The sequence below is a fragment of the Spirosoma pulveris genome, assembly GCF_054781875.1.
The window spans coordinates 20,075-42,456 of record NZ_BAAGTO010000008.1 but is presented as its reverse complement, the minus strand read 5'-3'; the positions used below and the strand labels follow the sequence as shown (position 1 = coordinate 42,456).

Below are 22,382 nucleotides of genomic sequence, written 5' to 3'. Positions count from 1 at the left end.
GGTCCGGCTTATTCAACAACTTTCATGACCAGCCGTTTACGTCTATATTAGCCGCCAATGACTGACTGTCCTATCCACTTCGTTAATGGACTGCTTTATGGAACTAGCTTATGCCTTGTTAGACACGTTGCCGCAAGCCTTAGTGCTTTACCATCCCCTGATCGATCAGCAAGGCCGACTGACCGATTTTACCACGCGCTATTATAACCAGGCCCTGAAAACCATCCCCCCCTTTACCGACCAGGAACCACAAACCCAGACGCTGTTTCAGCGCCACCCCACCAGCTGCCACTACCTCGACTCGTTTAACGCCTTACTCAGGGACCGGCAAGACTTTTGCCTGACGCATGAGACGCCTGATCTGAGCAAACGATATTCCATGATCTTTCAGTATCTGGATGGCGATATGCTCTGCCGTTACGACGAGATCACCGACCAAAAACTACCCGGTTTCGGACACCGAGACCCAAGCCTGGAACTGACCCGGCGGCTTGATCACCAACTGGCCGACCTGGTGGAGGCTCTCCAGGCTACCAACCGGCAACTGTTGCACCAGCAGGGTTTTCTGGAAGGCATTCTGAACGGCTCACAAAACGGACTGCTGAGCTGTGCGCCCATCTACAACGAGATGAACCAGATTGTTGATCTACGTATCGAAATGGTTAATCAGGCCGCTTCCCTCATTAACGGGTTACCCATCGAGCAACTGATGGGGCAAACGCTGTTGACGGTTTTTCCAGCCCTGAAGGGCTCCTCGGTCATGGCGAAATACCTGCATACGGCCCAAACAGGTGAGATTCATCGGCTGGAAACCCACTATCAGGATGGCAACCTGAATGGCTGGTTCGAGGTGATCGCTTCCCCCCTGCCCCGGCAGCGCGTCCTGATCTCATTCCTGGACATTACCGACCGCCATCAGGCAGAAGCGGCTCACCTTCATCAGGCCGGTTTAATGCAGCGTATCAGTGAGTCCGACCAAATTGGTATCATGACCCACAAACCAATTCTGGATAAAACCGGCCGCATTCAGGACTTTGCCTTCACCTATGTAAATGAACAGGCCCAACGGTGGCTGGGCGTGGACCTGCGCCAGATCACCCGGCAGAGCGTACGCTCTCTGCCGGGTGGCGATGAGGGGGAAGCAATGGTCCGTGAAATGGTCCGGGTGGTCGAGACCGGGGAATCTGCCCGACTGGAAACGAGCCTGGCAGATGGGCGGGTACTGTTTTTGGTGATTTCCCCGCTAGAGACAGGGTGTGTCACGACGTTTATGGACGTAACTCAGCAACGGCAGGCCGAGCAACAAAAGCGGTACAGTGCCGAGCTGGAACAGCAAGTGGTGGAACGCACGCTGGCTTTACAGAAATCCCTGGCCCGGCTGGAACAATCCCAAACTGAATTACAGGGTGCTCTGGCCAAAGAAAAACAGTTAGGCGAATTAAAGGGGCGCTTTGTATCCATGGCTTCTCATGAATTTCGAACGCCGTTGACGACCATTCTGAGTTCGGCGCGCCTGCTCGAACTCTACCAGGCAAGTGACCAGGCCGACAAGCGGCAAAAACACATTCAGCGCATTCAAGTGGCTGTAAAGCAGCTGAATTCCATTCTGGAAGAGTTTTTATCCAGTGATAGGTTAACGGAGGGCCTAATTACGGTTCGTCCCAATTTATGCGACCTGCCCCGTCTGGTAGATGATGTGCTCCTGGACCTAACGGACACCCTGAAGGTGCAGCAAACCATTCATCTTACCCTTTCCTGTCCGCAGCCCGTGTGGGTAGATGAATCCCTGCTGCGGAAAATTCTGCTAAACCTACTCTCAAACGCCATCAAATATTCCGGTCTAGACTCGGTTATTACGCTGGAGGGCGACTGTACAGCGCATCATCTCACCCTAACCGTTGCAGACCAGGGGATAGGCATATCAGCCGAAGACCAGCTTCACTTGTTCGAGCGATTTTTCCGGGCCCGTAACGCAACCAACATTTCGGGAACGGGGCTGGGACTGCACATCGTTCGCCAGTATGTGGAGCTGATGAATGGCCGGATCAGCCTGGAAAGTGAGCTGCATCAAGGTACCCGCATTACCCTTACTTTACCGATAACCGAACCAGACAAAGCACCCTGAGGGTGGGGAGTCAGAGAGCTGTATCAGGTTCATTCTCCACCGGAATAACTGATAAAACGCTGCCGTTCACGGTCCGGTTAATCGCTCAACGGTACTTTCTGGCGGCCTGATTCTGCACATCAGGTCGACAAGTTTTGTTATTGTCCTGGCTTAACAAAACTTATCAGCTACCAACGGCCAGCTCTCCGTAAAAACTACGTATTCATGAATATACATACATACTCCATAGACTAATGTATATTAATTTTGAACTTAAAGTTGATGTATGTAGATTGGATAGATTTTACTCCCACACATACATTTACCGATGAAAAATAAGAATGGGCCGGTGTTGCTTGTCGATGATGACCCGGCTTACACCTACTTACTGGAGGAAGCGCTCAACGGGTGTCTACAACGCCCACTTGTTCATGTGCTTCACAAGGGGACTGAACTGCTAGCCTGGTTAGCGACCAACCCAAGACCTTGTCTCATTCTTTTAGATATCAATTTGCCCCTCGTTAATGGGTTTGATTTGTTGGCCCTGTTAAAAGACAAGGATCCCTACAAGGAAATTCCCGTGGTCATGATGACCGAGTTAGGCGATCGGCACAGTGTTGTAGAAGCTTATAAAAAGGGGGCAGCTGCCTACATTATCAAACCCACGGGCGTTGAGGCATTGCAGGGCCGCCTGGAGTTGCTCAGCTGCTTTTGGCAGGCCACCGATTCATTCTCCGGTGCCAGGCGTGCAACCATCCGCCAGGAATTCGAGCGGCAGTTGAGTTACTATCGGCGATCGGCTTATGAGGGCCTGCAGCGATGGCAGGACGAAGGCCGGAATTCTCCGTTTAATGATCTACCTGAATGTTCAGGAAAGACCCATCACCCGACTTGGCGACTCATGAACTGATCCGGTAACCAGCGGGCAGAGTCAGCTTCTGGCCTGCGTTTGTCGGTAGCAATAGATTTCCCAACCTGATTGCCTGCCACGACCGGTTACTCACTTTAATCACCTGCTTTAAGCGTTTTAGGAGGGATTGATTTTTTATTATCAGTCAACTACTATCCCTCCCATAGGTTGCATCACAATGCATGATGCATGCCTATAGTGTTTGGAGTTGAACAGAGTTTTCCACCCTTCCAACAACGAAACTATCATGAAAAGGAACATGCTTCTCGGCGCTAGTTTTGTCTTTGTGATTGCCCTGTTGAAAGACCTGCTGCCCGCTACTCTGCCTTATCCTGTTCGAACCAGCAGCCTGGTTATGCCCGCCAGAGAATGGACCCTGAGTCGAGTCCGGAACGGAAATTTGATTTCTACCTTAAAAGACAATCGCACAGGGCGACTTAGCGCCTTTTCCTCTTCAGTATTCCAACGGGGGTATATGGCTAATTTTCAGCTTAATCCGACCATCTATCGTCGGGCCTACCTCAACAAGGGGGATACCGTTGCCAGCATGTATTCGAACCAGGATCAGGAGCGGTTGGCGCAATTGTTGGGTGAACTGGAGGTACAGAAAGCTGAACTTCAACTCGTCAGTTCGGGCCGTAAAGCGGCTGACGTCGAGGAAATTATTGATCAGCTAGCCCTGGCCAAGCAGGAGCTGGCCGCCCAAAACGCATTAACAAAACGTATAGAGGCTTTGTATGGCGATTCGCTGGTCTCCTCTCAGGAGTATGAAACAGCCATCCATAAACGCCGTATGTGCGAATTGACGGTCCATGCGAACGAGGCTGCTTACAGGTCCGCAACTACCGGTAGCAAGCCCGAACAACTTCAGGTAATCCGTAGCAAAATTAACGCACTGCAACAACAGATTCAGCACATGCAAAATAGCCTGAAGGAGCTGACGCTTGTTGCGCCGGTATCGGGGATAATTCTCCTGAAAAAATCGCTGGCAGAGCCCACGGAAGAAGTGCTTTTATCCGTAGCCGATCAGTCGGACTATGTGTTATTGTTGCCGGTAAATTTCCTGGAGCGAGATTATGTTCAGCTAAACCAAGACGTAGAAATTGCCATAACGGGAACCACTAAACTAGCCTTTGGACGGATAATCGGAATTGATAACACGGTTCAGTTGGTTGATGGCCGTCAGGCATTTTTTGTGACTGCGCTTATTAATTCGAAAAACCTGCCGCTTGTTCCGGGTATGCTCGTTAAAACGACCATCTGGTGCCAATCGCTTACCCTGAAAGAGCACCTCATACGGGCAGGTAAATCGCTGTTCATCTATTGATTCTACCCCATTGAAGGGTCCATTCTGACCTCATTTGCCGCTTAAACCCTTATTGTTATGCATCAGGAGATTCAGCAGGTGTTTAATTTTTCGATCACCATTCGGGAGGTAGTCATCAATACGGTACTGGCAACTAGTTGTGGGGCCGTTGTCTCTCTTTTCTATATCGCAAGCTTTAGGGGTGGTAACTATTCAATTCATCTGATTAAATCGATCGTGATGTTGTCCATGATTACGGCCTTCATTATGATGGTGATCGGCGATAATCTGGCTCAAGCATTCGGGATGGTTGGCATTATGTCGATCATCCAGTTTCGGTCTGCCATGAAAGGCGCACAGGATTTCATGTTTCTATTTTTTGCGTTAGCCATCGGTTTAGCCTGCGGAGAGGGATTATACGCGGTGGCCTTATCCGGGTGTTTGCTCATTGGTCTAATTACGGTTGGCATGGCTTACGCTCTGGCTCACACGCGGCAGAGCGATTTTGTCCTGAATGTACTTAGACATTACGGGCAGGGTGGTCCCCTCGACGACAGTGTCATTTTACACTCCTTTTGTAAAAAGTACAAGTTGATAAGCACGAAAGTATCTATGAAAGGTGAGGATACATTGATGAAGCTCTCCTACTCGGTACGTATAAAAAAAGGCATAGTAGCGAAGGGTTTGTAGCCTCACTTAAAGAAGTTGACGGCGTCATACAGGTTAATCTCGTAGCCGACGAAGCGTAGTGATGTCCGGCACAAGCAAGCAGATTTCATAACTACTAATTTTTACAAATGTGGCTGTAACTCTACTTTTCAGAAGTAATCTACTGACTTTCAGTAGACACAGAAAGTACTGGCTTGGGTTATGTTGCTGCTGGTTCAGCTTTACTGCGTGCGCCCAAAAAAACTGGTCATTAGCGGATTGTCTGGCCTTTGCTCAAACCAATAATATCGAGTTGCAACAGGCCAGTTTGATTCAGGACAAACGGGTTTTAGCGTTTCAGCGAGCAAGAAACCAGGCCCTGCCCACCCTCGATGCTAGGGTACGTTCGGCAGGCAACTGGGGCTTCCTCATTGATCCATCGACGAATGTGTTGTCAAACCAATTCAATCTGGGCAACCAGACTTCGCTTAACCTGAACCTGGATTTATTCAATGGATTCGCCAACACCAATCGACTTAAGCTGGGTCGGCAGGAGATAATGACGGCCCAATACACCTATCAGATAAATCTTAATGCCATTTCGCTGGAGGTAATGTATTCGTTTCTAGAGGTATTGGTAGCCCATGAACAACTGAGGAATTCAAAACAGCGATCCGCTTATTTAGCTAAACAGCTGCAGAAGGTAAAAGCTCAGGTAAGCAAGGGCGTATTAAGTAGACGCGATATACTTACCCTTCAATCGCTGATAGCGACGGAGGATCTAACGGGGGTTTATGCGGAGGTCAGTCTGGAGAAGGCCCGTTTTAACTTAATGAAAGTCATGGGCTTACCGCTTACGAATGCTATTTCGGTGGATACAATCAGTATTCCTGATCACTGGCTGCCAGCAGAACGAACACTTGATGAGGTTTTGGATGTATCATTGACAAACCTACCCGATTTAAAAGCAGCCGAATCAATGGTTCAGTCAACCTTCCACGCCTGGCAGATTGAACGGGCCAGTTATAAGCCGGTGCTGGCATTTACGGCCCAAATTGCAACAAGAACCTCTAATTATAAGCAGGAAGGGTTCAGTTCACAGTTAAGGGATAACCTGAATCAACAGGTTGGCTTTTCCTTCTACATCCCAATTTTCAATCGATTTTTATTGAAGAACACCGACCAGCGGGCCAGGCTGGATATACGCTCCTCGCGGCTGGCCTATCAGCAAGTTGATCGGGACCTGAGAGACAAAGTGATAAATGCTTTTCTGGCTTGCAAAGGAGCCGCCAGAAAGCTTAAGGCCCTTTATATTCAGTACGACGCGATCAGTGAGGAGTACCGCTATGCAGTAAAAATGCTGGAACTGGGCGGTATCGACGCGGTTAGCTATAGTGAAACGCGAAGTCGATTGATCGCTGCGCAGTCAGAACTTCTGCAAACCCGTTATGATAGTTTTTTTAAGGACAAGGTGCTGGATTTTTATCAGGGGAAACCGTTAGCCTTTTAACTTGTCTTGTACAACCAGCCTTGGCTGGGTTCAGAAAGGTGGATACCCTTGTTAGAATTCCAGGGCAGAAATCCGAATGAGGGAAGAGGGGGTAAGATCAAGATAGCGACTTATTCCATCGCTTCCAGCCTCCCCTATGGGGTGCCCTTTATACAGTAAGGTGTAACTGGTTTGAGGAATTGCCGTTGGGTCGCTCACCTTAACCAGCACATTCGAGTAAGTATAATTGAGCTTGAGCTTACCCGAATTTCCCTTAACAACAATGGTAACATGCTGGGGGTCAACCTGGGTGGCTATAGTCGTACCTGTTGGGTTATCATCCGACGAGGTAGCAGACGAATATGTGATGAGTTGATAAGAACCCGCTACTGAACAGGCTGTACACGGATCAACGGATGGATGACACGCACTCAATACGAAGATCATCAGCAGCAGAAGATAAGTACATTTGTCTGGGCTTTTCATTTGAACCGTGCTCAAAAGAAGGACTGCAATCTCATTCTTAAAATAAGAGTAAAAGAACACACATATCCATTCTCCAACTCTATTTATATACAAATTTAGAGATTTAGTAATTCCATATTAACCAATAATCAGTATTGTTTCTTATAAAGTCCGTCAATTTTCTATACTATCAGTCAGGCTGCGTTACTGAGTATTGTCTCTAGAATAGATATGGTCATACTTAACGGGAGTACTAATCTTAAAAAAGAACACTTATATATACGACTGATTCATAGGCAATTATCCTGAAATTTCATACTTTGACTAACCTATAAAAGCTTATACGAAAGAGTGTACTGTCTGCATGCTTCTGTTAAAAGACCTTAATCACTTCGCCGATGGGGCCGGCTAATGTAACTTTCGCTTAACTATGCCATTTCCACGTACGCGTCAATTCGCTACAAAGCTATTGCCGCTGGTAATAGTGGTTCCAAGCATGAGTTATATAAAGAGACTATACTTATTTTTAGAATAGATGTAAAAAGGTTACTCTAGCAGAAATTATAAATACGGCATCTCTATGGAATTATCCTCAAAGCACAGGGAATGATAGTATCATCAGATAAGTCGTGATAGACGAAAAGCGCCATATTATGAAAGCGATTGTGATACTGTCCATTACCTCCCACTGGAACAAAACCATCATCAACCGCGTCGTGGGTCAAATTCCCAAACGTTTCTGAATCTTCGTTCCAAGCTATTTCACTAACTAATCCATCGCTTTTGCGAACTCGTATTATAATTTGTGAAGCACCATTCTCTTTCTTGTAAATGTAGAGAGTGGTTTCAGGTCTTTTCCTGCTTGAGACCAGTTTGAACCGCTTCATACTTAACATGTTTGTGACGGTTCGTTCATGTTTCAAAAGCAATCCTTTTAGCTCATAGTAGTCGAGCATCGGTCTGCTTGCCGCTGCTTGTGCTTTAATCAGCTGGACAGGTGATAATAGTCTTAAGCAAGTCACTACAATCAAAATCTTGCTGAGGATACGTTTCATAATTCACCACTTTTTACTTATTGAATTGGATGCTTGTTCCTGTCAATATGCATAAAGTAGGCGTTCAAAATTTTGTGTGGGTGGCGCGGCTGTTGCAAAAGGCTGGAAGGGGTAAAATACCCCATAGTTGTGCGCTGATTTTACCCCTTCCAGCCTTTTGCAACAGCCACTGGCATTATGACAACCTGATAATGATTTACAGTATCAGCTAATCTCTAGTGTCGTAGCGAAACCACTTATCTCTTCGTTGAGCCGGAAGCGCTCCTGTTGCCGAACCCGAATAATTGAGAATCAATTTGTAATCTTCACCAGGCATTCTAATCAGGTGCTTTTCTTTCATCGTCAGCGCTTTCACCACTACCGTCGAATAAGCACTAGCGCCTGTCTCTCTGTCTCGCACAAAGACAATGTATTCAGCTTCTTGAGATGGCACTAGCAAGACTTCCGACGCACTATTTGGCGGAACAGCACCTGGTGTGGTTAGACCCCAAGCGTAGCTGTACTTACCAGACCCACCAGTCGCTTTGGCCTGGATAAGTTGGTTGCCAGTAGTAGCATCACCAGTGATCTCGGTGGTGATCTTAACCTGAGCCAATAGAGTAGTCGAGCTGGCCAAACCCACCAAGATTAGAAAGGTACGCACTGAGTAGTTCATTGTGTGACGAGTTTAGAAAAGTAAAGCTGTAAAAGAGAATTTGTTCTGTTATATAACCAAACGTGGCTGTTGCAAAAACAGGTATAGCTTCATGCTTACGCATTGAAGTATACTATTTATAATCCAATTGATGTCTCATCTGAACTTGTAATGAGGGACAAATAACTCTTTTAGGGCTATTCGCCATGTCCATCTCAATCGTTCTTTCCCTAAATATGTCAAATTACCCCCTTGTTTAATGGCTTTCTTCAAGTGATTGAAGTTACGAAAATTACGCTGTATGATCTGATAGACATCACCGTTCCAAGCATATAAAATAACCTGCTGAAATGAATTAAAACGTGTTCTGACCACTCCAGTGCTATAGCCTTTAAAATCTTGGTAGGAAAGAAATTTTGTTCGTAAACCGAACAAATCGACAATTTCAATACCATCGTCACTTATTTCAAACATCGTCACTTACTTCAAAATTGAACCTCTCCTTAATCAGTAAGCGCAAAGCGATGCTCTCCAATACAATAGAAAATAAAAGAACCTGTTTAAACCAGAAAAATACTTATGAGATCCATTTTCGCCAATCTATTAAATAGACACATATCGATACTACGTACGGATACCACACTCATACTCATGGATATAGGCAAAAAATCAGTATTTTCAACCAATTAATTACTTTTTAAGTATTACTACTCAGAGTAATGACAAACGAAACTATACGGCTGGTCGATAGCGATGGGGCAGATCAACGCCTGGCCACCCGTCTGGGGGCTCGGGGGTACCACTTAAAACCATTCGTCCATCAGCAGTTGATTGAGTCGACCAACCAGTGGCCAGCCAATGGCTCGTTCAGATCGGCGCTTACTCTATCTCTTTTAGACACATGTCAATTTTAACGCGGAATCATGTCAAGGTGCTGGGGACCGGCCAGCCCATGCTGTTTGCCCACGGTTTTGGCTGCGATCAACACATGTGGCGCTATATCTATCCCCACTTTCAGGATCGGTACCAGATCATCCTGTTCGATTATGTGGGCAGTGGTCACTCAGATTTAACGGCCTATAATCTCGAGCGCTACGCTTCTCTATCGGGTTATGCCCAGGATGTGCTGGATATTTGTGCCGCCCTGAGCCTGGAGCATATTATATTTGTAGGGCATTCGGTGAGCGGTATGATTGGCGTGCTGGCCAGCCTGAAGCAACCCGGCCTGTTCGACCACCTGATCATGGTTGGTCCATCCCCGTGCTATATTGATCAGCCCGGCTACGAGGGTGGCTTTTCCGAGCAGGACATTGACGAACTGCTGGAGACCATGTCCGCCAACTTTATGGGATGGGCTACTCAGATGGCCCCGGCCATCATGGGACGACCGGATGAAGCCGCCTATGGAGATGAACTGACGCAAAGTTTTTGCTCAACCGATCCCCTGATTGCCCATCAGTTTGCCCAGGTGACCTTTCGCTCGGATAATCGGGCCGAGTTACCGCAGGTGAGCGTACCTTCGCTGATCCTTCAGTGTCAGGCCGACATCATTGCTCCGCTGGCCGTTGGGCAGTTTCTCAACCAGCAGTTGCCTGGCAGTACACTGCGGGTCATGCAGGCCCGGGGCCACTGTCCGCACTTGAGCAGTCCTCAGGAGACCCGTGAGCTGATTGACGCCTATTTAAGGGCGAGTCTTTCTTAACCCAGGCGACACCCATGACTGATTCGCTGAGCCGGGCTCCCTGGCTTTTCTTTTCCTTCGATGATCAGGGGGTCATTTTGGCGGGTAATCCGGCGGTTGCTCAGGTAGCGGGCCTGCCTGTAGCGCAACTGGTTGGCAGCCCCGTTAGCCGGCTACTGACCAAGTCCGGTCAATTCTTTTACGAAACCCATTTTTTCCCGACCCTGCAACTGGCCTTACGGGCCGATGAGGTCTTTATGTTGTTTCGCCAGTCAACTGGGGAGCCGCTACCCGTTCTGGTATACGGTGTCCGTTGGCAGCAGGATGGGCAGTGGATCAACGAATGCCATGGAGCCCCTATCCCCCAGCGCCGGTTACTGGAGCAGGCCCTGATCCAGGCTCGCCAAGAGGCCCAGGATGCCCTGCGTCAGAATAAAGCGCTGACACAGGCGAAGCAGGCCCTGGAGGAACAACAGTTGTTGCTGGACAAGCGCATTCGTCAGGTCGAGCGGGCCAATGATGAACTTCGGCAAATAACCCACATTGCTTCCCATGACTTGTTGGAGCCGATTCGCAAGATCGCCTTGCTGTCCGACTTGCTGCAACACCCGCCCCCGCAGCAGCCGATCAACCGGCTTGCTCTGCCCGAACAGATTAGTGCCATTTGTCAATCGGCGAGTCGACTCATTACAGGTCTGCGCGACTACATGGCCCTTGATCATCAAGAGCCACCCATAAGCTGGGTTGATTTAACTCCGGTGGTTTGGCAGGCGGCAGAAAAAGCGGTCCAGTCGCATCCGGTTGCCGCTGGCTGGCTGGTGGTTGATCCGCTGCCGGCTATCGTTGGCGATGCGCTTCAGCTGGAGCATTTGTTTGTTCACCTGTTGACCAACGCCCTGACCTACCGAAAAGCGGATGAACCTCTTCGGGTAGAAGTACGGGCCCAGATCATCCAGGAAAATAAATTTACCGCGCTGCCCGAAAAATACCAGTATACCGATCATCTACAGCTCCGCATCCGTGATAACGGGATTGGTTTTTCTCCTCACTACCAGCAGGCGGTATTTCTGTTGTTGAAACGCCTGGGCTCGGCCAGCCAGAGTCTGGGCCTGGGCCTGGCCATTTGTAAAAAAATTGTGACCAATCACTACGGCACCATCAGCGCTGAGTCGCTGCCGGGTCAGGGCACCACCATCACCGTAGTCTTACCCCTGCAACCCAACTAGCCCATTGGGGCTGGTACTATATCCGTCTTACTTTCCCCTGCTCCGAACTAGTCAGTAAGCGATAGAGGTAATTAAATTTTCATGGAAGTGGCCGTTCACTAGCCAATCGACTAAAAGTTTAGTCTCAAGGATAAGATCTCACAAATCGCTTCTACTATCCTGCCAAAACCTATTGTGCCGGTAATGCCAGAACGACAACCGCAACGATTATATATGGATATCCACAGCGGGAGTTTTCCATGAATGGAAATATCATTAAAAAGGATACAGTTATTTGTAGTGTTTTCAACTAAAACCTGTCAATTCATTCAGTCAGCCATGAAAGTATTATTTCTACTAATCCTCATTACAAACGCTGTTTCACTCTTCGGACAAACTACATCGGATGAAAAGAATGTAAAACAGGTTGTAAATGGTTTTTTCCAGGCTTTATCAGATGAAGACATACCAGCCTTAAGAAGTTACTGCCAAACAGACTTTACCTTGTTGGAGAGTGGTGAAATCTGGTCATTAGACACCCTGGAGGCTAAAATAAAGCCTTATTTTGGTAAGGGTGCCAGTCGCATCAACAAGATTGACTTTAAAAAAATAGATATAAAAGGGGCAAATGCCTGGGTGGTTTACTTTAATCAAGCCGATATGGAAATGAACGGTAAAAAAGGAACCATCAGATGGTTAGAAAGTGCCGTTTTAACTAAATATAAAAACCAGTGGAAAATAGCCTTGCTTCATTCAACAACGCTCGCTAAAAAATAACAGGAGTATACCTGCGGTGGGCTGCTTGTTTACTTTCTTCAGTAAACGATTCTGTCGCATCTACCCACCTTATCTATTTATAATGTTGTTTTTCTGTATAAAAGGGAATGGACTTAGCTACTATCTGACGACGAAGATTGGCATTCTAAATTTGGTAAGCCACGTATTTATGGCGTAGAATTCTAAGCGGCCTATACGCCACTTAATGAGCCACCGTGGCCGGTTGGAATGCCGCACCATCTGTTTTGATCACTGGACAAATAAACGAACGCCCCTGTCCTAAAAATAGCAGCTTCCCCAACAGCCACGGCACTTTTAGAACATTTTTGGACCGGCGACTGATAGCGGCTATTCTGCCCGATTCGGTCGGCACTTAATAATCTCTCACAACTCAGGTAAGGCCTCCTTCACAAAATGCACCGGATGCCAACTTGACTAAATCCGCCCAGCCCTGTAAAACCGGGTTATCTATCTGTTCTTTTTTTGATTTAGTTCTTTCTCAAGCTCGCTTTCCAGGTTCTGGTTAGAAATACTGTCCGGAACGATTCGACGCTTTCTCTTCTGGGCTGAATGAGGAACTTTAGTCAGGTCATAACCACTCCCTCCTGCCGTCCTGGTAACCAATTTTTGTCCACTGTCTGAGGGTGTTGGCTGACTGGTCAGGTTCGTACTCTGGTTGGCCTGCTTGGTCTCCTCTTGCGTTTTGTTTCGCTCGATGGGTGCGGGCAGGTGTTCCCTGACAGGAACATGGGAAGCAGATACGCTGCCGCTGACCGCGCGTGAAGCGGATGGTGTGACGTCTGAATTCACTGCGCTTGGTAAGGGATGACGACTGGCTCCCAACGAGCTCCAATAGAAGTAAGCAATACCGGCTAGTCCAGCCAGTGCAAGCAGAATTAACAGCCCTGGTTTCTGAACAACTCTGCCCGGCGATTGACGAATGGATGCTTCATTAGGCAGTTGTCTGACAGGCTCTTTAAACAAGCCTAACCAGCCGCCCACCGGGCCTTGCAAAGGCAGCGTCCGAGTCGTGTAGGGGGTTTGTATCAACAAGTGGGCCGTATGTCTACCAAAACGGGTAGGTGTATAACGAACGTAGATAGTGCTTCCCTCAAAAGCGGGGATAAGCGTTAGGCTCTCTGCGTAGTAGGGATTTTCACCGGCAGTAGCCAATGTAAACTGTTGAGGATTGTTTGTGGAGAGAACAATCGGTGTGTGAGTCCCTTGCTGATTAATCGTCAACGCAACAGAAACGGAGCCACCCGATTCAATTGGCGGGAAAGTTATGGCTGAGTGACTTGTGAAAAGTTGGGTTTCAATCGCCACGTCCAGAATGAGCACTTCATTGGTCGGGTCGCGTAGTGTGACGCTACCACTGATGAGCCCAGGTCCTGTAGCCAACAGCGTAACTATTTCCCGAACCAGATAGCTGCCGTCAGCCTGTAGAACATAGTTGAGTGTTTGGCTTGACTTAGGCGTGGTTTCAGCTGACGTAAATAATAAATAACCCGGTGAGACATCGATAAGCAGTTGGCCAGCTCCTTCTTCCGGTCCTATCGTAGACTCCACCGGAAATGTATATTCATGATCTCGAAAGTGATAACTGCGAATGGTTGTTGAGGAGGGTTGTTGAAAAGGCATAATGGATAGAGTTACATAGTTATAACCAAGATTTTCACTAAACGTGAGGCCGCTCGTGTGGTCGATTTACGTAATAAAGGGCGGATACGAAGTAATTAAGCTTTTATCGCCGGGATATGCGGCATAAGGGACAAAAGGGGTTTATTTACCTATTCAAAATGAGCACCAACTAGCTATTAGTCAACCTATTGAACTAAAGTTAGTTGGCAAAATGTGTGGACTGTGTGTAACTAGTTGGCGTTGATAGTCAGTTAAAAATAGTCGTTTCAATGAACGCTTCTGCCTGAGACGCATGAAAGGCGACGTGTCTGCTTTTAAAGAGAGCATAAAACGGGGCCGTTTGTTTTTACTGACTATCAATTATTATCTGCATCCTACGCAAAAGGACCAAAACTTTTGCCCTCAACATGTACTTATTCAGTTAGTATTGACAACTAATGAACATGACCAGCCAGAAGACAATTACCCCTGACGAATTTAATAAAATCAAGCACCACATTCGGGATATCCGAGTGGCCTTATTGACTACTCAAATGCCCTCGGGCGCTTTACGTAGCCGACCGATGGCCACCCATCAACTCGACCCTGATGGAACCATGTGGTTTTTCACCCGGGCGGATTCGGATAAAGTCGCCCACATCCGCCAACACCCGTCTATTTCGTTAGGTTTTTCTGATCCCCAGGCTCAGGTTTCGGTTACCACCGCCGGAGAAGCTGAAGTCGTTAACGATCAAGCGAAAGTAGACGCTCTGTGGAATGAGTCCTTACGCGACTGGTTTCCTGAGGGCAAAGATGATCCCAACATTGTTCTGCTGCGCATTACCACACTGGCCGGTGAGTGCTGGGACTAGTACGTCGGACTTCTCGCAGCTTAACTCGCCAGGTAAAGTCAAACGTATTACGCTAGCAAGCGATTATTGTTCTCCTAGATGCCTAACCGACCAACCATTGACATCGTCTGGTTCAAGCGGGATTTGCGCCTGCGCGATCATGCCCCGCTCCGGACAGCCATTGCCAGGGGGCAGTGCGCGCCTAAACGACCCTTACTCCTACTTTACTGTTTCGAGCCATCTGTAATGGCCGATCCCAATTACGATTTGCGCCACTGGCGATTTGTATACGAGTGTTTGGCTGAAATCAATCAACAACTGTCGGTTTTACCCGTACCAACCCCGGCTCAGGCAGAAACGAACCATCTGGTACACGAGTGGTTGCCCTTTGAATTTGACGATCGACCGGAAGACCCCCAGCCCGAAACAGGGCTACCTGCGGTTTGGGTATTTCACCGGGAGGTACTTGATGTGTTAACCGCCATACAGGAGCAGTTTAGCATCGGCACCCTTTTTTCTCATGAGGAAACCGGCCTGGCTGTCACGTATAACCGGGACAAAGCCGTGGCCCTTTTTTGCCGTCAGCAGGGGATTGTCTGGCATGAGTTCCCGTCCAATGGCGTCATTCGACGTCTGAAGAACCGCGACACCTGGGCCGCCGACTGGCAGCAGATCATGCAGGCACCTCAACAGCATCCCGATCTGACCCGTTGGTATCCGGCCAATGTACCTCCGGCCTGGTTCGAAACCGAGCGGGGAGCTGATCTGCCTGGCGCGTGGCAGGTTCCCAATGCCTTATTTCAGCCCGGTGGCGAACACAAAGGCCATCGGTACCTGACCAGCTTTCTAACCGAGCGAATCGGACGGTATGGGGCGGCTATCTCCAAACCCCTGGAAAGTCGTCGGGGGTGTAGTCGCCTGTCGCCTTACCTGGCATGGGGTTGTCTAAGCATTCGGCAGGTGTATCAGGCTCAGCGACAGGCCGCCAGAAACCAGGGATTGGTGGGTTCAGGCCGGCAGTTTGCCGCCTTTGCCTCCCGGCTGCGCTGGCATTGCCATTTCATTCAGAAGTTTGAGGGCGAAGAGCGCATGGAGTTCGAAAATGTGAACCGGGCTTTTGATGCCCTGCCCAAACAGGTGAACCCAGAGCACTATGCAGCCTGGCGGGACGGGCGTACGGGCTTTCCACTGGTGGATGCGTGTATGCGTTGTCTGGCGGCTACGGGCTATCTCAACTTTCGGATGCGAGCTATGCTGACCTCCTTCCTTACCCATCATTTATTTCAGCACTGGCAGGAAGGAGGCTGGCATATGGCCCGGCTGTATACCGATTTCGAACCGGGCATTCACTATGCTCAACTTCAGATGCAGTCAGGGATGACGGGCACCAACACGATCCGAATCTATAATCCCGTCAAGCAGTCGCAGGATCATGATCCACAAGGGGTGTTCATCCGCCAGTGGGTGCCCGAGTTGACCAATTGCCCGCTGGCCTACCTTCACCACCCATGGACGATGCCACCGCTGGAACAGGCCATGGAGCATTTTCAGGTAGGCATTGACTACCCGGCTCCCATCATCGACGCAACACTGACGGCTCGCCAGGCCCGTATTCGGCTCCATGCTCCTCGCCAGAGCGAGATTGGTCAGGCCGAGCAGACCCGTATCTTAGCCAAACACAGCCTACCGGCCAAACCAAGTACGCCAGGACCGCCAATGGATGTGAATCAACGTAGTCTCCTTTAACTACCAGGCGCTGGTTGATCTATCCGGGCGAATAAACTGAAATTATGATTAACTTTTAGCCTAGCCTAACGCTTACGCAGGATATTTATGGATCAACCTCTCAAGCAGCCAGCAGATTGTCAAGACCTGAACGACATCAGGAATGCCCTTGATACACTCGATCAAGAAGTGATCAGTCTATGGGCTCGGCGATTTGAGTACGTCAAGGCAGCCGCTAAATTTAAATCCACTCCAACAGCGGTACGAGCTCCTGAACGTTTTGCGGCCATGTTGGCACAACGTCGGGAATGGGCCCGGGAGAAGGGATTAAATCCGGATGTAATTGAAGATCTCTACCGAACCCTGGTCACTCATTTTATTGAAGAAGAGCTGAAGCAGTGGCAACAACGCTCTGTTTAACCTATACAGGGTGGCTGTTGCAAATTAAAAACAAGGGCGTATGCAACTAACTTAGACAGAAATTAAAAAGTGGATATCTCGTAATAACCCTCCCACTTGAGCTGAGGGGGGCCGATGTATGATCTAACCGACTGCCTTTTTCCGTCGGCTGATCCGTCTCCATAAACCAAACATGGTTAAACCGGCGACTACTAGCGTCAGCAGGACAGGATAATGCTTAGGCCATCCGGTCATCGTTCCCTGCCAACCAATAAACTGCCAGCGATTATTTCTATAAACCCAGGTTTGCGTATAAATGAAATCTGCCAGCAACAGCCCAGCTTTGTACACTTTAGCTTGACCCGTACGAATGGCGACAGTGCCGTATACTCGCTGAGTTTGTCGACTAACCTGCATCGCATCAGCTTTAGGTAACGGATGGTTACGGACCATATCTAAGGTCTGGGCTTTGTTTTCCATAACCCCATCTGCATTGAGCGTGATATAGTCATCACCCATTATAGCGCCAAAAACGTCGGGATTTTGAGTTGCCCCAATCATAACTTGCTCCATACTATTGAGCTGGGCAAGTGCTGTTGATGGCAATGCAGGAGTTTGAGCCGATAGCAAGCCCGAAACCATTATCAAGCACAGAAGTAGTGGTGGTGTATTCACGGTCCAGTATATTTTGAGGGAGCATCAAGGTAGAATTAATTACTATATCCCTGTTATTCAACCTATTAACCGGTCAACCCGTCTTAAAATCAAGGTCTGTTCTTCATACGATTAACCAATAAACACTTAACTACTTCATAGACCAGCGCATCAATTCGGCTATTTGCAACAACCCCTTTGGTTAGATACGTCTTCTATCAATAATTATAAACCAGACTGAACTGGCTTCTAGCTGAAAGTGGTATGGTTTTGACAAAGATTTATCCCATTGCCTTATCTCTAAACACCTTAAGTTATGAAACTCAGACGTACTATTCTGGTCGCTTTGTTCAGTTATTTCGCTTTTGGCTTCGTTAGTTGCAGCAAGGTCAGTAATGGGATACCTCCCTCACCGACCACCAATAAATTCCTCAAAGGAGCCAATGGACCAGCTCTTTTACTCGTTGATCATGTGGAGAAAGGTTATTTCAACGATAATAGCCAGGCGAAACTAAAAATCAACCCTGATCAAATTGAAAGTATAACCGTCCTGTCACCCGCTTCAACCGCTGATTTAGTTAGTCGATTTGGGCAAAAAGGGAAAAATGGCGTAGTGCTTATAACAACGAAAAAGTAGCTTATGTACAATTAGTTATTGAATCATACTCATGGAAAAAGGGTCCTATCGATTCGCATTTTCTGACGAATTGATAGGACCCTTTGAGTGTATGCGACAGCTTATAAAAAATCAGTTTCGTTATAAAACGAAAAAGAGTCTTTCCAGCAGAAAAACTCTTTATAAATATGATCTAATATGTTACATAGCCTATTTACAAGAAGAGTGCCAGTTCAATAAAAAGGTGGGAATTCGGGTAGCAATACATGGTAAAATTAACAAAAAAAATCATCAGCCCGAAACCAATTACCTGAATGTCAAGCATTTATTTTTTCAATTTATTAAGCAGAATATCTTCCGATAAAACATCAGGAGTTTAATTTTTACACTTCTAATTCCAATAAATGGAAAATAGCGTCTACTTTATGGAATTTAGCTACCCTTAGGTGATCATTTTAGGCGGGTTTAAAGACACTAAGCTCTTTACTGCTTTTAGATGTGTACCAGTCAGGGTTCCTCTACGAAGGAATCTAAAAATTGGGCGGCACTTTCATAGTAACCCTTACCTGGATAACAAATGGTCGAAATACAACGATTTGATAGAGAGGATCAGCCTGGCATCAGGGCGTTCGTTCTTAACATTCAAAACAATGAGTTCCACTTGGGCTTGAGTGAAGATGACCAACCTGACTTGAAGGATACGGCGCACTATTTTTCGGATGGCGACTTCTGGACCGCTAAACAGGATGGAGTGATCATCGGCTCAATCGGTCTAAAGCGCTTAGACGAGCAAAGTGGTGTGTTGAAGAAAATGTTTGTCCATCGGGACTTCCGGGGGAAGGAGTTACGGATTGCCCAACAGTTGTATGAAACCCTGCTCAGCTTTGCCGGAAACCATCACATCCGCACCATTTGGCTGGACACCCCTTCGATTGCTACCGCAGCCCATCGGTTTTACGAACGTAACGGCTTCGTCGAGGTTGACAAATCGAGTTTGCCGGATGGTTACAAAATTCCAGTCGAAGACTCGAAGGTTTATAAATTGACCATAGCGTAAAAGGGCATATCCGGGAGTTAACCAAAACGCTGTGTATCCTTGATCCTAGGCAAGCAGGTAGATGGTAAAGGTGGCCCCCTGCCCCGGTTGACTCCTCGCCATGACGCCCCCCCCATGATTGGCCACCACCTTCTCACAGATGGCCATCCCTATGCCTGTTCCAGCATACTCACCCTCGCCATGCAGCCGCTGAAATACCTGAAAGATGCGGTCGACATACTGTTCATCGAAACCAATTCCATTGTCGATCACCTGAATCTGGTGGTAAGCCGCCACTAGTTGAGTGGGCTTCACGATGGGCGGTAAGGCATCGGCGACCAGCCGTTCATTGGCCAAACTGCTGAATCTTACGCAGGGATTCCTGCAAATCGTGGCTGGCTACGTAAGCAAACTGCTGGAGGCTGTCGTTGGAACGTTTCAAATCGTCGACCGAATCCTCCGGTTGCCGGGTACGCCCCTGAATTTTCTCCTCGAGATGGGCAGATAAGTGACGGTACTCTTCTTCACTTAGCCGCAGGGCGGCTTCGGCAGGGGCCCGTTCCACACGCGTCCAGATGCGCATGATTAGCTCGTGCATCAACTCCAGCTCGTCCTCCGTACGTGGGTCGGCGAATACGTCGTCAATCACGACCGTTTACCCGGCCCGCGAGGCAAGCTGAAACTCGGGACTGATAAAGTCGACAATCCGGTTGGGGCCGGGAATCGCCACAGCGCCTTCCCGGCCCCAACCGTAGCTGACCCCGACAGACCTCCTGAACGTCATCAATCTCCACGAACAGACACCGCGACAAACCGAAATGATTGCCAATCTTGGCACCTAGCGAGGTCATCGTTTCGTCAATGTCGGTCAACCCCACCAGGTCCTGACTGACTTCGGCCAGGAAAGCCAGATTCATCTCTTGCCGCTTGCGCTCGGTGATGCCTTCAAATACAATGGCCACCAGATGACTAGCGGTATTGCCGACCTGTAAGAACTGGCTTTATACCACCGATCAACCTCCTGTACATAGTTCTCCACCGTCACAGGCTGTCCGCTTTTCACAATCTGTTCGAAGGTGTCAATCAAGTAAGCATAACACTGGGGAGAGTTTTTTTCAAACACTCTCCCCGAATATTGCCTAAGCCGGTATACTTACTAAAGGCAGGGTTTTGCTCTTAAAAAACAAGGTCGTCTAAAGCCCCATTGCTGTCGTGGCGTACTTCCAGGGGGCAAAAACCTTCATTGATTGAGTTAAAAAGTGTCTGGTATTTATCGGCTGCTTTTGGGGCTACCTGATCGTTCAAACGCAGGATTTCGGTCTCTGTGCTCTTGCGCTCGGTAATGTCTTCCCAGGTATGTACCAGCCGGTCCCGATCCAATGGCGTATTGGTAATGGCAAACCAAGCCCTGCGCCCCTGGAAGTAATGTCACCCTGCTCATCGGGAACCGCTTTAAAGACCTGAATCATATCCATAAAGGAGTCCAGGGCGGCTCTGAGCAGATTCCGGGTCGCCTGCAGATCGGTGGCCTGTTATTGGAATAGTCGGTTGGGCTGGGGCGAAAAGGCCATACCGTTTAGTACGATGCTTATACCGAAACTCTAAAATTTAGGCATTGGTTATCGAGAACGGCCAGTAGGCTGAATTCTCTACCGAAAAGCAGCGCCTGTCGGGTTATCTGGTTAAACGCATCCCTATTGACGCTGCTGTACAGAAAATCGATTTTCCGCTGCGCCTGCCAACGGACAGAATAACCAGTTCTCTCACCGACCCTGCCGTTTCCGGACGGTATAAGGCAGGCCAACCGTCAGCAGTTTATCAGCGGGCCGAATTTTCGCAATCACCACATGTTCATGCGTGTAGGTGTAGAGCGCGTTGACGGCCGCCCCCGCCAGATATTTCTCATTCGAGAGTTTGGCATAGCGAAGAATAGCCGTACCGAACGCGACCCATTCAATCAGTTAATGTTACTGGTTTAATCAATCCCGGGAACGTTCGAGTTTAACTTCGGTAAGTCTCAAAACCAACTTAATCCAATGAATAAGCTACTTGTAAGTACCGCTTTACTGCTGAGCCTGATCAGTTTTCGTATACAGGCTCAATCGACTGCATCAGGCAGCAGCAACACCGGTAATGCTACCACGGGCTCAACACCCGCCCAAAATGGCTCTACCGGTCCTACCGTATCCGGCAACTCCGTAGACAAGTCTACCGGTAGCAGTAGTCGCAAAAACTCGTCGACAGGCGTTGGCCAAACAAAAAGTTCAGCAACAACGAAGCAGAGCAGCTCAAAAACGACAATCGGCAACGGCCGTAGAATGAAAAACGGAAAGGTAAGTCAGTCCGGACCAACCTCCTCAACCAATAAGTAGCGCCCCACGATTGACGCTGCTTACTAATCGATAAGCATGCACTTGAAGCAGCCATGTAGTTGCTTTCTAAATTCAGGCATGAATACGACTACCAAAGTGGGTACATGTGGCTTCACGGACGCAAAAAACGAGTACGCCCGGCACTTCTCCTGTGTGGAGGTGCAGCAGACCTTCTACCAACCTCCACGCACAGCAACCTTAGAACAATGGCGAACCCAGGTGCCCGCTGACTTTGAGTTCACGATGAAAGCCTGGCAATTGATTACGCACCAGGCCAAAAGTCCGACTTACAAGCGTTTGACCGTAACCCTTTCTGAGCAGGAACGGGCAGAGGCCGGCTTTTTCAAGCCGACGGCAATTGTCAACCAGGCCTGGCAAATTACTCTGGCGAGCGCTAAAGCATTGCGGGCTACGACCATTCTGTTTCAGTGCCCGGCCAGCTTTACTCAGACCGCCGAGCACATTGGTCATCTAACCGACTTCTTCAGCCACATTGAGCGAAGCGGTTTGCGGCTGTGTTGGGAACCTCGTGGTTCATGGGACCCGACCGTCGTTAGAGACCTTTGCCGGGATCTTGACCTATGGCATGTCGTTGATCCCTTTGCCCAGGCGACCACGACCCCGGAGCACTGCTACTTTCGATTGCATGGGCGGCAGGGCTGGCGGTATCGGTATGAAGTGCAGGAGTTAACTGATTTAGTGGAGCTATTACCACCGGATCAGCCGTCTTACGTTCTCTTCAACAATGTCCATATGCGCCAGGATGCCCTGGTCTTAAAAGGCCTGCTGGACGCGGCTCCTTAAGTGCAGAACGTTTAGCACGGCGCCCTTGTTG

At 48.5% G+C, this 22,382-nt stretch carries 25 protein-coding genes and 1 pseudogene; 17 read left to right on the top strand and 9 right to left on the bottom strand.

Annotation, left to right across the window (positions count from 1 at the left end; translation table 11 throughout):
* The first annotated feature begins 97 nt into the window (after positions 1–97).
* From ACYVJM_RS23115 to ACYVJM_RS23095, 5 genes are all read left to right on the top strand, one after another.
* On the top strand, positions 98–2,125 hold the full coding sequence (locus ACYVJM_RS23115) for a sensor histidine kinase (protein WP_461150606.1): 2,028 nt from the start codon (positions 98–100) through the stop codon (positions 2,123–2,125).
* 307 nt (positions 2,126–2,432) lie between these two features.
* Positions 2,433–3,014, top strand: coding sequence for a response regulator (locus ACYVJM_RS23110; RefSeq protein WP_461150605.1), 582 nt, complete (start codon positions 2,433–2,435; stop codon positions 3,012–3,014).
* Between the two features lie 247 nt (positions 3,015–3,261).
* The gene (locus tag ACYVJM_RS23105) at positions 3,262–4,341 is read left to right on the top strand and encodes an HlyD family secretion protein (RefSeq protein WP_461150604.1); all 1,080 of its coding nucleotides are present in this window, start codon (positions 3,262–3,264) and stop codon (positions 4,339–4,341) included.
* Positions 4,342–4,398: 57 nt separating this feature from the next.
* Positions 4,399–5,010, top strand: coding sequence for a DUF4956 domain-containing protein (locus tag ACYVJM_RS23100; RefSeq protein WP_461150603.1), 612 nt, complete (start codon positions 4,399–4,401; stop codon positions 5,008–5,010).
* A 109-nt stretch (positions 5,011–5,119) separates the two neighbouring features.
* Positions 5,120–6,478, top strand: a complete 1,359-nt coding sequence (locus tag ACYVJM_RS23095; protein WP_461150602.1) for a TolC family protein — start codon at positions 5,120–5,122, stop codon at positions 6,476–6,478.
* A gap of 51 nt (positions 6,479–6,529) precedes the next feature.
* On the opposite strand, the gene ACYVJM_RS23090 is transcribed toward ACYVJM_RS23095, so the two are convergent.
* The 3 genes from ACYVJM_RS23090 to ACYVJM_RS23080 form a co-directional block, all read right to left on the bottom strand.
* Positions 6,530–6,904: a hypothetical protein gene (locus ACYVJM_RS23090; protein ID WP_461150601.1), complete on the bottom strand. Its 375-nt coding sequence runs from the start codon at positions 6,902–6,904 to the stop codon at positions 6,530–6,532.
* A 596-nt stretch (positions 6,905–7,500) separates the two neighbouring features.
* Positions 7,501–7,977 carry a hypothetical protein gene (locus ACYVJM_RS23085; RefSeq protein ID WP_461150600.1) on the bottom strand — a complete coding sequence of 159 codons (477 nt, stop codon included), beginning with the start codon at positions 7,975–7,977 and terminating at the stop codon, positions 7,501–7,503.
* A gap of 208 nt (positions 7,978–8,185) precedes the next feature.
* Positions 8,186–8,632 carry a hypothetical protein gene (locus ACYVJM_RS23080; RefSeq protein WP_461150599.1) on the bottom strand — a complete coding sequence of 149 codons (447 nt, stop codon included), beginning with the start codon at positions 8,630–8,632 and terminating at the stop codon, positions 8,186–8,188.
* Positions 8,633–9,330: 698 nt separating this feature from the next.
* On the opposite strand from ACYVJM_RS23080, the gene ACYVJM_RS23075 reads away from it, so the two are divergent.
* The 4 genes from ACYVJM_RS23075 to ACYVJM_RS23060 all read left to right on the top strand — a co-directional run bounded on the left by ACYVJM_RS23075 (position 9,331) and on the right by ACYVJM_RS23060 (position 12,274).
* Entirely contained in the window at positions 9,331–9,525 is a 195-nt protein-coding gene (locus ACYVJM_RS23075; RefSeq protein ID WP_461150598.1) for a hypothetical protein, read from the top strand.
* A complete protein-coding gene (locus ACYVJM_RS23070; RefSeq protein WP_461150597.1) occupies positions 9,513–10,313 on the top strand; it encodes an alpha/beta fold hydrolase in 801 nt (266 codons plus the stop codon). The genes ACYVJM_RS23075 and ACYVJM_RS23070 overlap by 13 nt, the downstream gene beginning before the upstream one ends.
* Positions 10,314–10,327: 14 nt before the next feature.
* Positions 10,328–11,518, top strand: coding sequence for a PAS domain-containing sensor histidine kinase (locus ACYVJM_RS23065; protein ID WP_461150596.1), 1,191 nt, complete (start codon positions 10,328–10,330; stop codon positions 11,516–11,518).
* A gap of 318 nt (positions 11,519–11,836) precedes the next feature.
* Positions 11,837–12,274, top strand: a complete 438-nt coding sequence (locus ACYVJM_RS23060) for a nuclear transport factor 2 family protein (protein WP_461150595.1) — start codon at positions 11,837–11,839, stop codon at positions 12,272–12,274.
* A 468-nt stretch (positions 12,275–12,742) separates the two neighbouring features.
* On the opposite strand, the gene ACYVJM_RS23055 is transcribed toward ACYVJM_RS23060, so the two are convergent.
* On the bottom strand, positions 12,743–13,915 hold the full coding sequence (locus ACYVJM_RS23055) for a hypothetical protein (protein WP_461150594.1): 1,173 nt from the start codon (positions 13,913–13,915) through the stop codon (positions 12,743–12,745).
* A 437-nt stretch (positions 13,916–14,352) separates the two neighbouring features.
* Between ACYVJM_RS23055 and ACYVJM_RS23050 the strand changes: the two genes are divergently transcribed.
* The 3 genes from ACYVJM_RS23050 to ACYVJM_RS23040 all read left to right on the top strand — a co-directional run bounded on the left by ACYVJM_RS23050 (position 14,353) and on the right by ACYVJM_RS23040 (position 16,890).
* The gene (locus tag ACYVJM_RS23050) at positions 14,353–14,766 is read left to right on the top strand and encodes a pyridoxamine 5'-phosphate oxidase family protein (protein ID WP_461150593.1); all 414 of its coding nucleotides are present in this window, start codon (positions 14,353–14,355) and stop codon (positions 14,764–14,766) included.
* Between the two features lie 78 nt (positions 14,767–14,844).
* Positions 14,845–16,491, top strand: a complete 1,647-nt coding sequence (locus tag ACYVJM_RS23045; protein WP_461150592.1) for a cryptochrome/deoxyribodipyrimidine photo-lyase family protein — start codon at positions 14,845–14,847, stop codon at positions 16,489–16,491.
* A gap of 87 nt (positions 16,492–16,578) precedes the next feature.
* Complete coding sequence (locus ACYVJM_RS23040; RefSeq protein WP_461150591.1) at positions 16,579–16,890, top strand: isochorismate lyase; 312 nt, start codon at positions 16,579–16,581, stop codon at positions 16,888–16,890.
* A 123-nt stretch (positions 16,891–17,013) separates the two neighbouring features.
* Here ACYVJM_RS23040 and ACYVJM_RS23035 read toward each other — a convergent pair whose 3' ends face one another.
* Positions 17,014–17,544 (bottom strand): nuclear transport factor 2 family protein, encoded by a 531-nt coding sequence (locus ACYVJM_RS23035; protein ID WP_461150590.1) that lies wholly within the window; start codon positions 17,542–17,544, stop codon positions 17,014–17,016.
* Positions 17,545–17,839: 295 nt separating this feature from the next.
* Between ACYVJM_RS23035 and ACYVJM_RS23030 the strand changes: the two genes are divergently transcribed.
* Together ACYVJM_RS23030 and ACYVJM_RS23025 are read left to right on the top strand one after the other, a co-directional pair.
* Positions 17,840–18,160, top strand: a complete 321-nt coding sequence (locus ACYVJM_RS23030; RefSeq protein ID WP_461150589.1) for a hypothetical protein — start codon at positions 17,840–17,842, stop codon at positions 18,158–18,160.
* Between the two features lie 556 nt (positions 18,161–18,716).
* Positions 18,717–19,196: a GNAT family N-acetyltransferase gene (locus ACYVJM_RS23025; protein WP_461150588.1), complete on the top strand. Its 480-nt coding sequence runs from the start codon at positions 18,717–18,719 to the stop codon at positions 19,194–19,196.
* 45 nt (positions 19,197–19,241) lie between these two features.
* Here the strand turns inward: ACYVJM_RS23025 and ACYVJM_RS23020 are convergent.
* The 4 genes and pseudogenes from ACYVJM_RS23020 to ACYVJM_RS23005 all read right to left on the bottom strand — a co-directional run.
* Positions 19,242–19,505: pseudogene (locus ACYVJM_RS23020) on the bottom strand (sensor histidine kinase); the annotation flags it as partial.
* A gap of 16 nt (positions 19,506–19,521) precedes the next feature.
* Positions 19,522–19,824, bottom strand: coding sequence for a hypothetical protein (locus ACYVJM_RS23015; RefSeq protein WP_461150587.1), 303 nt, complete (start codon positions 19,822–19,824; stop codon positions 19,522–19,524).
* Positions 19,817–20,137, bottom strand: a complete 321-nt coding sequence (locus tag ACYVJM_RS23010) for a hypothetical protein (RefSeq protein WP_461150586.1) — start codon at positions 20,135–20,137, stop codon at positions 19,817–19,819. The genes ACYVJM_RS23015 and ACYVJM_RS23010 overlap by 8 nt, the downstream gene beginning before the upstream one ends.
* A gap of 214 nt (positions 20,138–20,351) precedes the next feature.
* Entirely contained in the window at positions 20,352–20,555 is a 204-nt protein-coding gene (locus tag ACYVJM_RS23005) for a hypothetical protein (protein WP_461150585.1), read from the bottom strand.
* A 467-nt stretch (positions 20,556–21,022) separates the two neighbouring features.
* On the opposite strand from ACYVJM_RS23005, the gene ACYVJM_RS23000 reads away from it, so the two are divergent.
* The 3 genes from ACYVJM_RS23000 (at position 21,023) to ACYVJM_RS22990 (ending at position 22,351) form a co-directional block, all read left to right on the top strand.
* Complete coding sequence (locus ACYVJM_RS23000; protein WP_461150584.1) at positions 21,023–21,154, top strand: hypothetical protein; 132 nt, start codon at positions 21,023–21,025, stop codon at positions 21,152–21,154.
* Positions 21,155–21,211: 57 nt separating this feature from the next.
* A complete protein-coding gene (locus tag ACYVJM_RS22995) occupies positions 21,212–21,547 on the top strand; it encodes a hypothetical protein (RefSeq protein WP_461150583.1) in 336 nt (111 codons plus the stop codon).
* Between the two features lie 78 nt (positions 21,548–21,625).
* Positions 21,626–22,351 carry a DUF72 domain-containing protein gene (locus ACYVJM_RS22990; protein WP_461150582.1) on the top strand — a complete coding sequence of 242 codons (726 nt, stop codon included), beginning with the start codon at positions 21,626–21,628 and terminating at the stop codon, positions 22,349–22,351.
* The last annotated feature ends 31 nt before the right edge of the window (positions 22,352–22,382 follow it).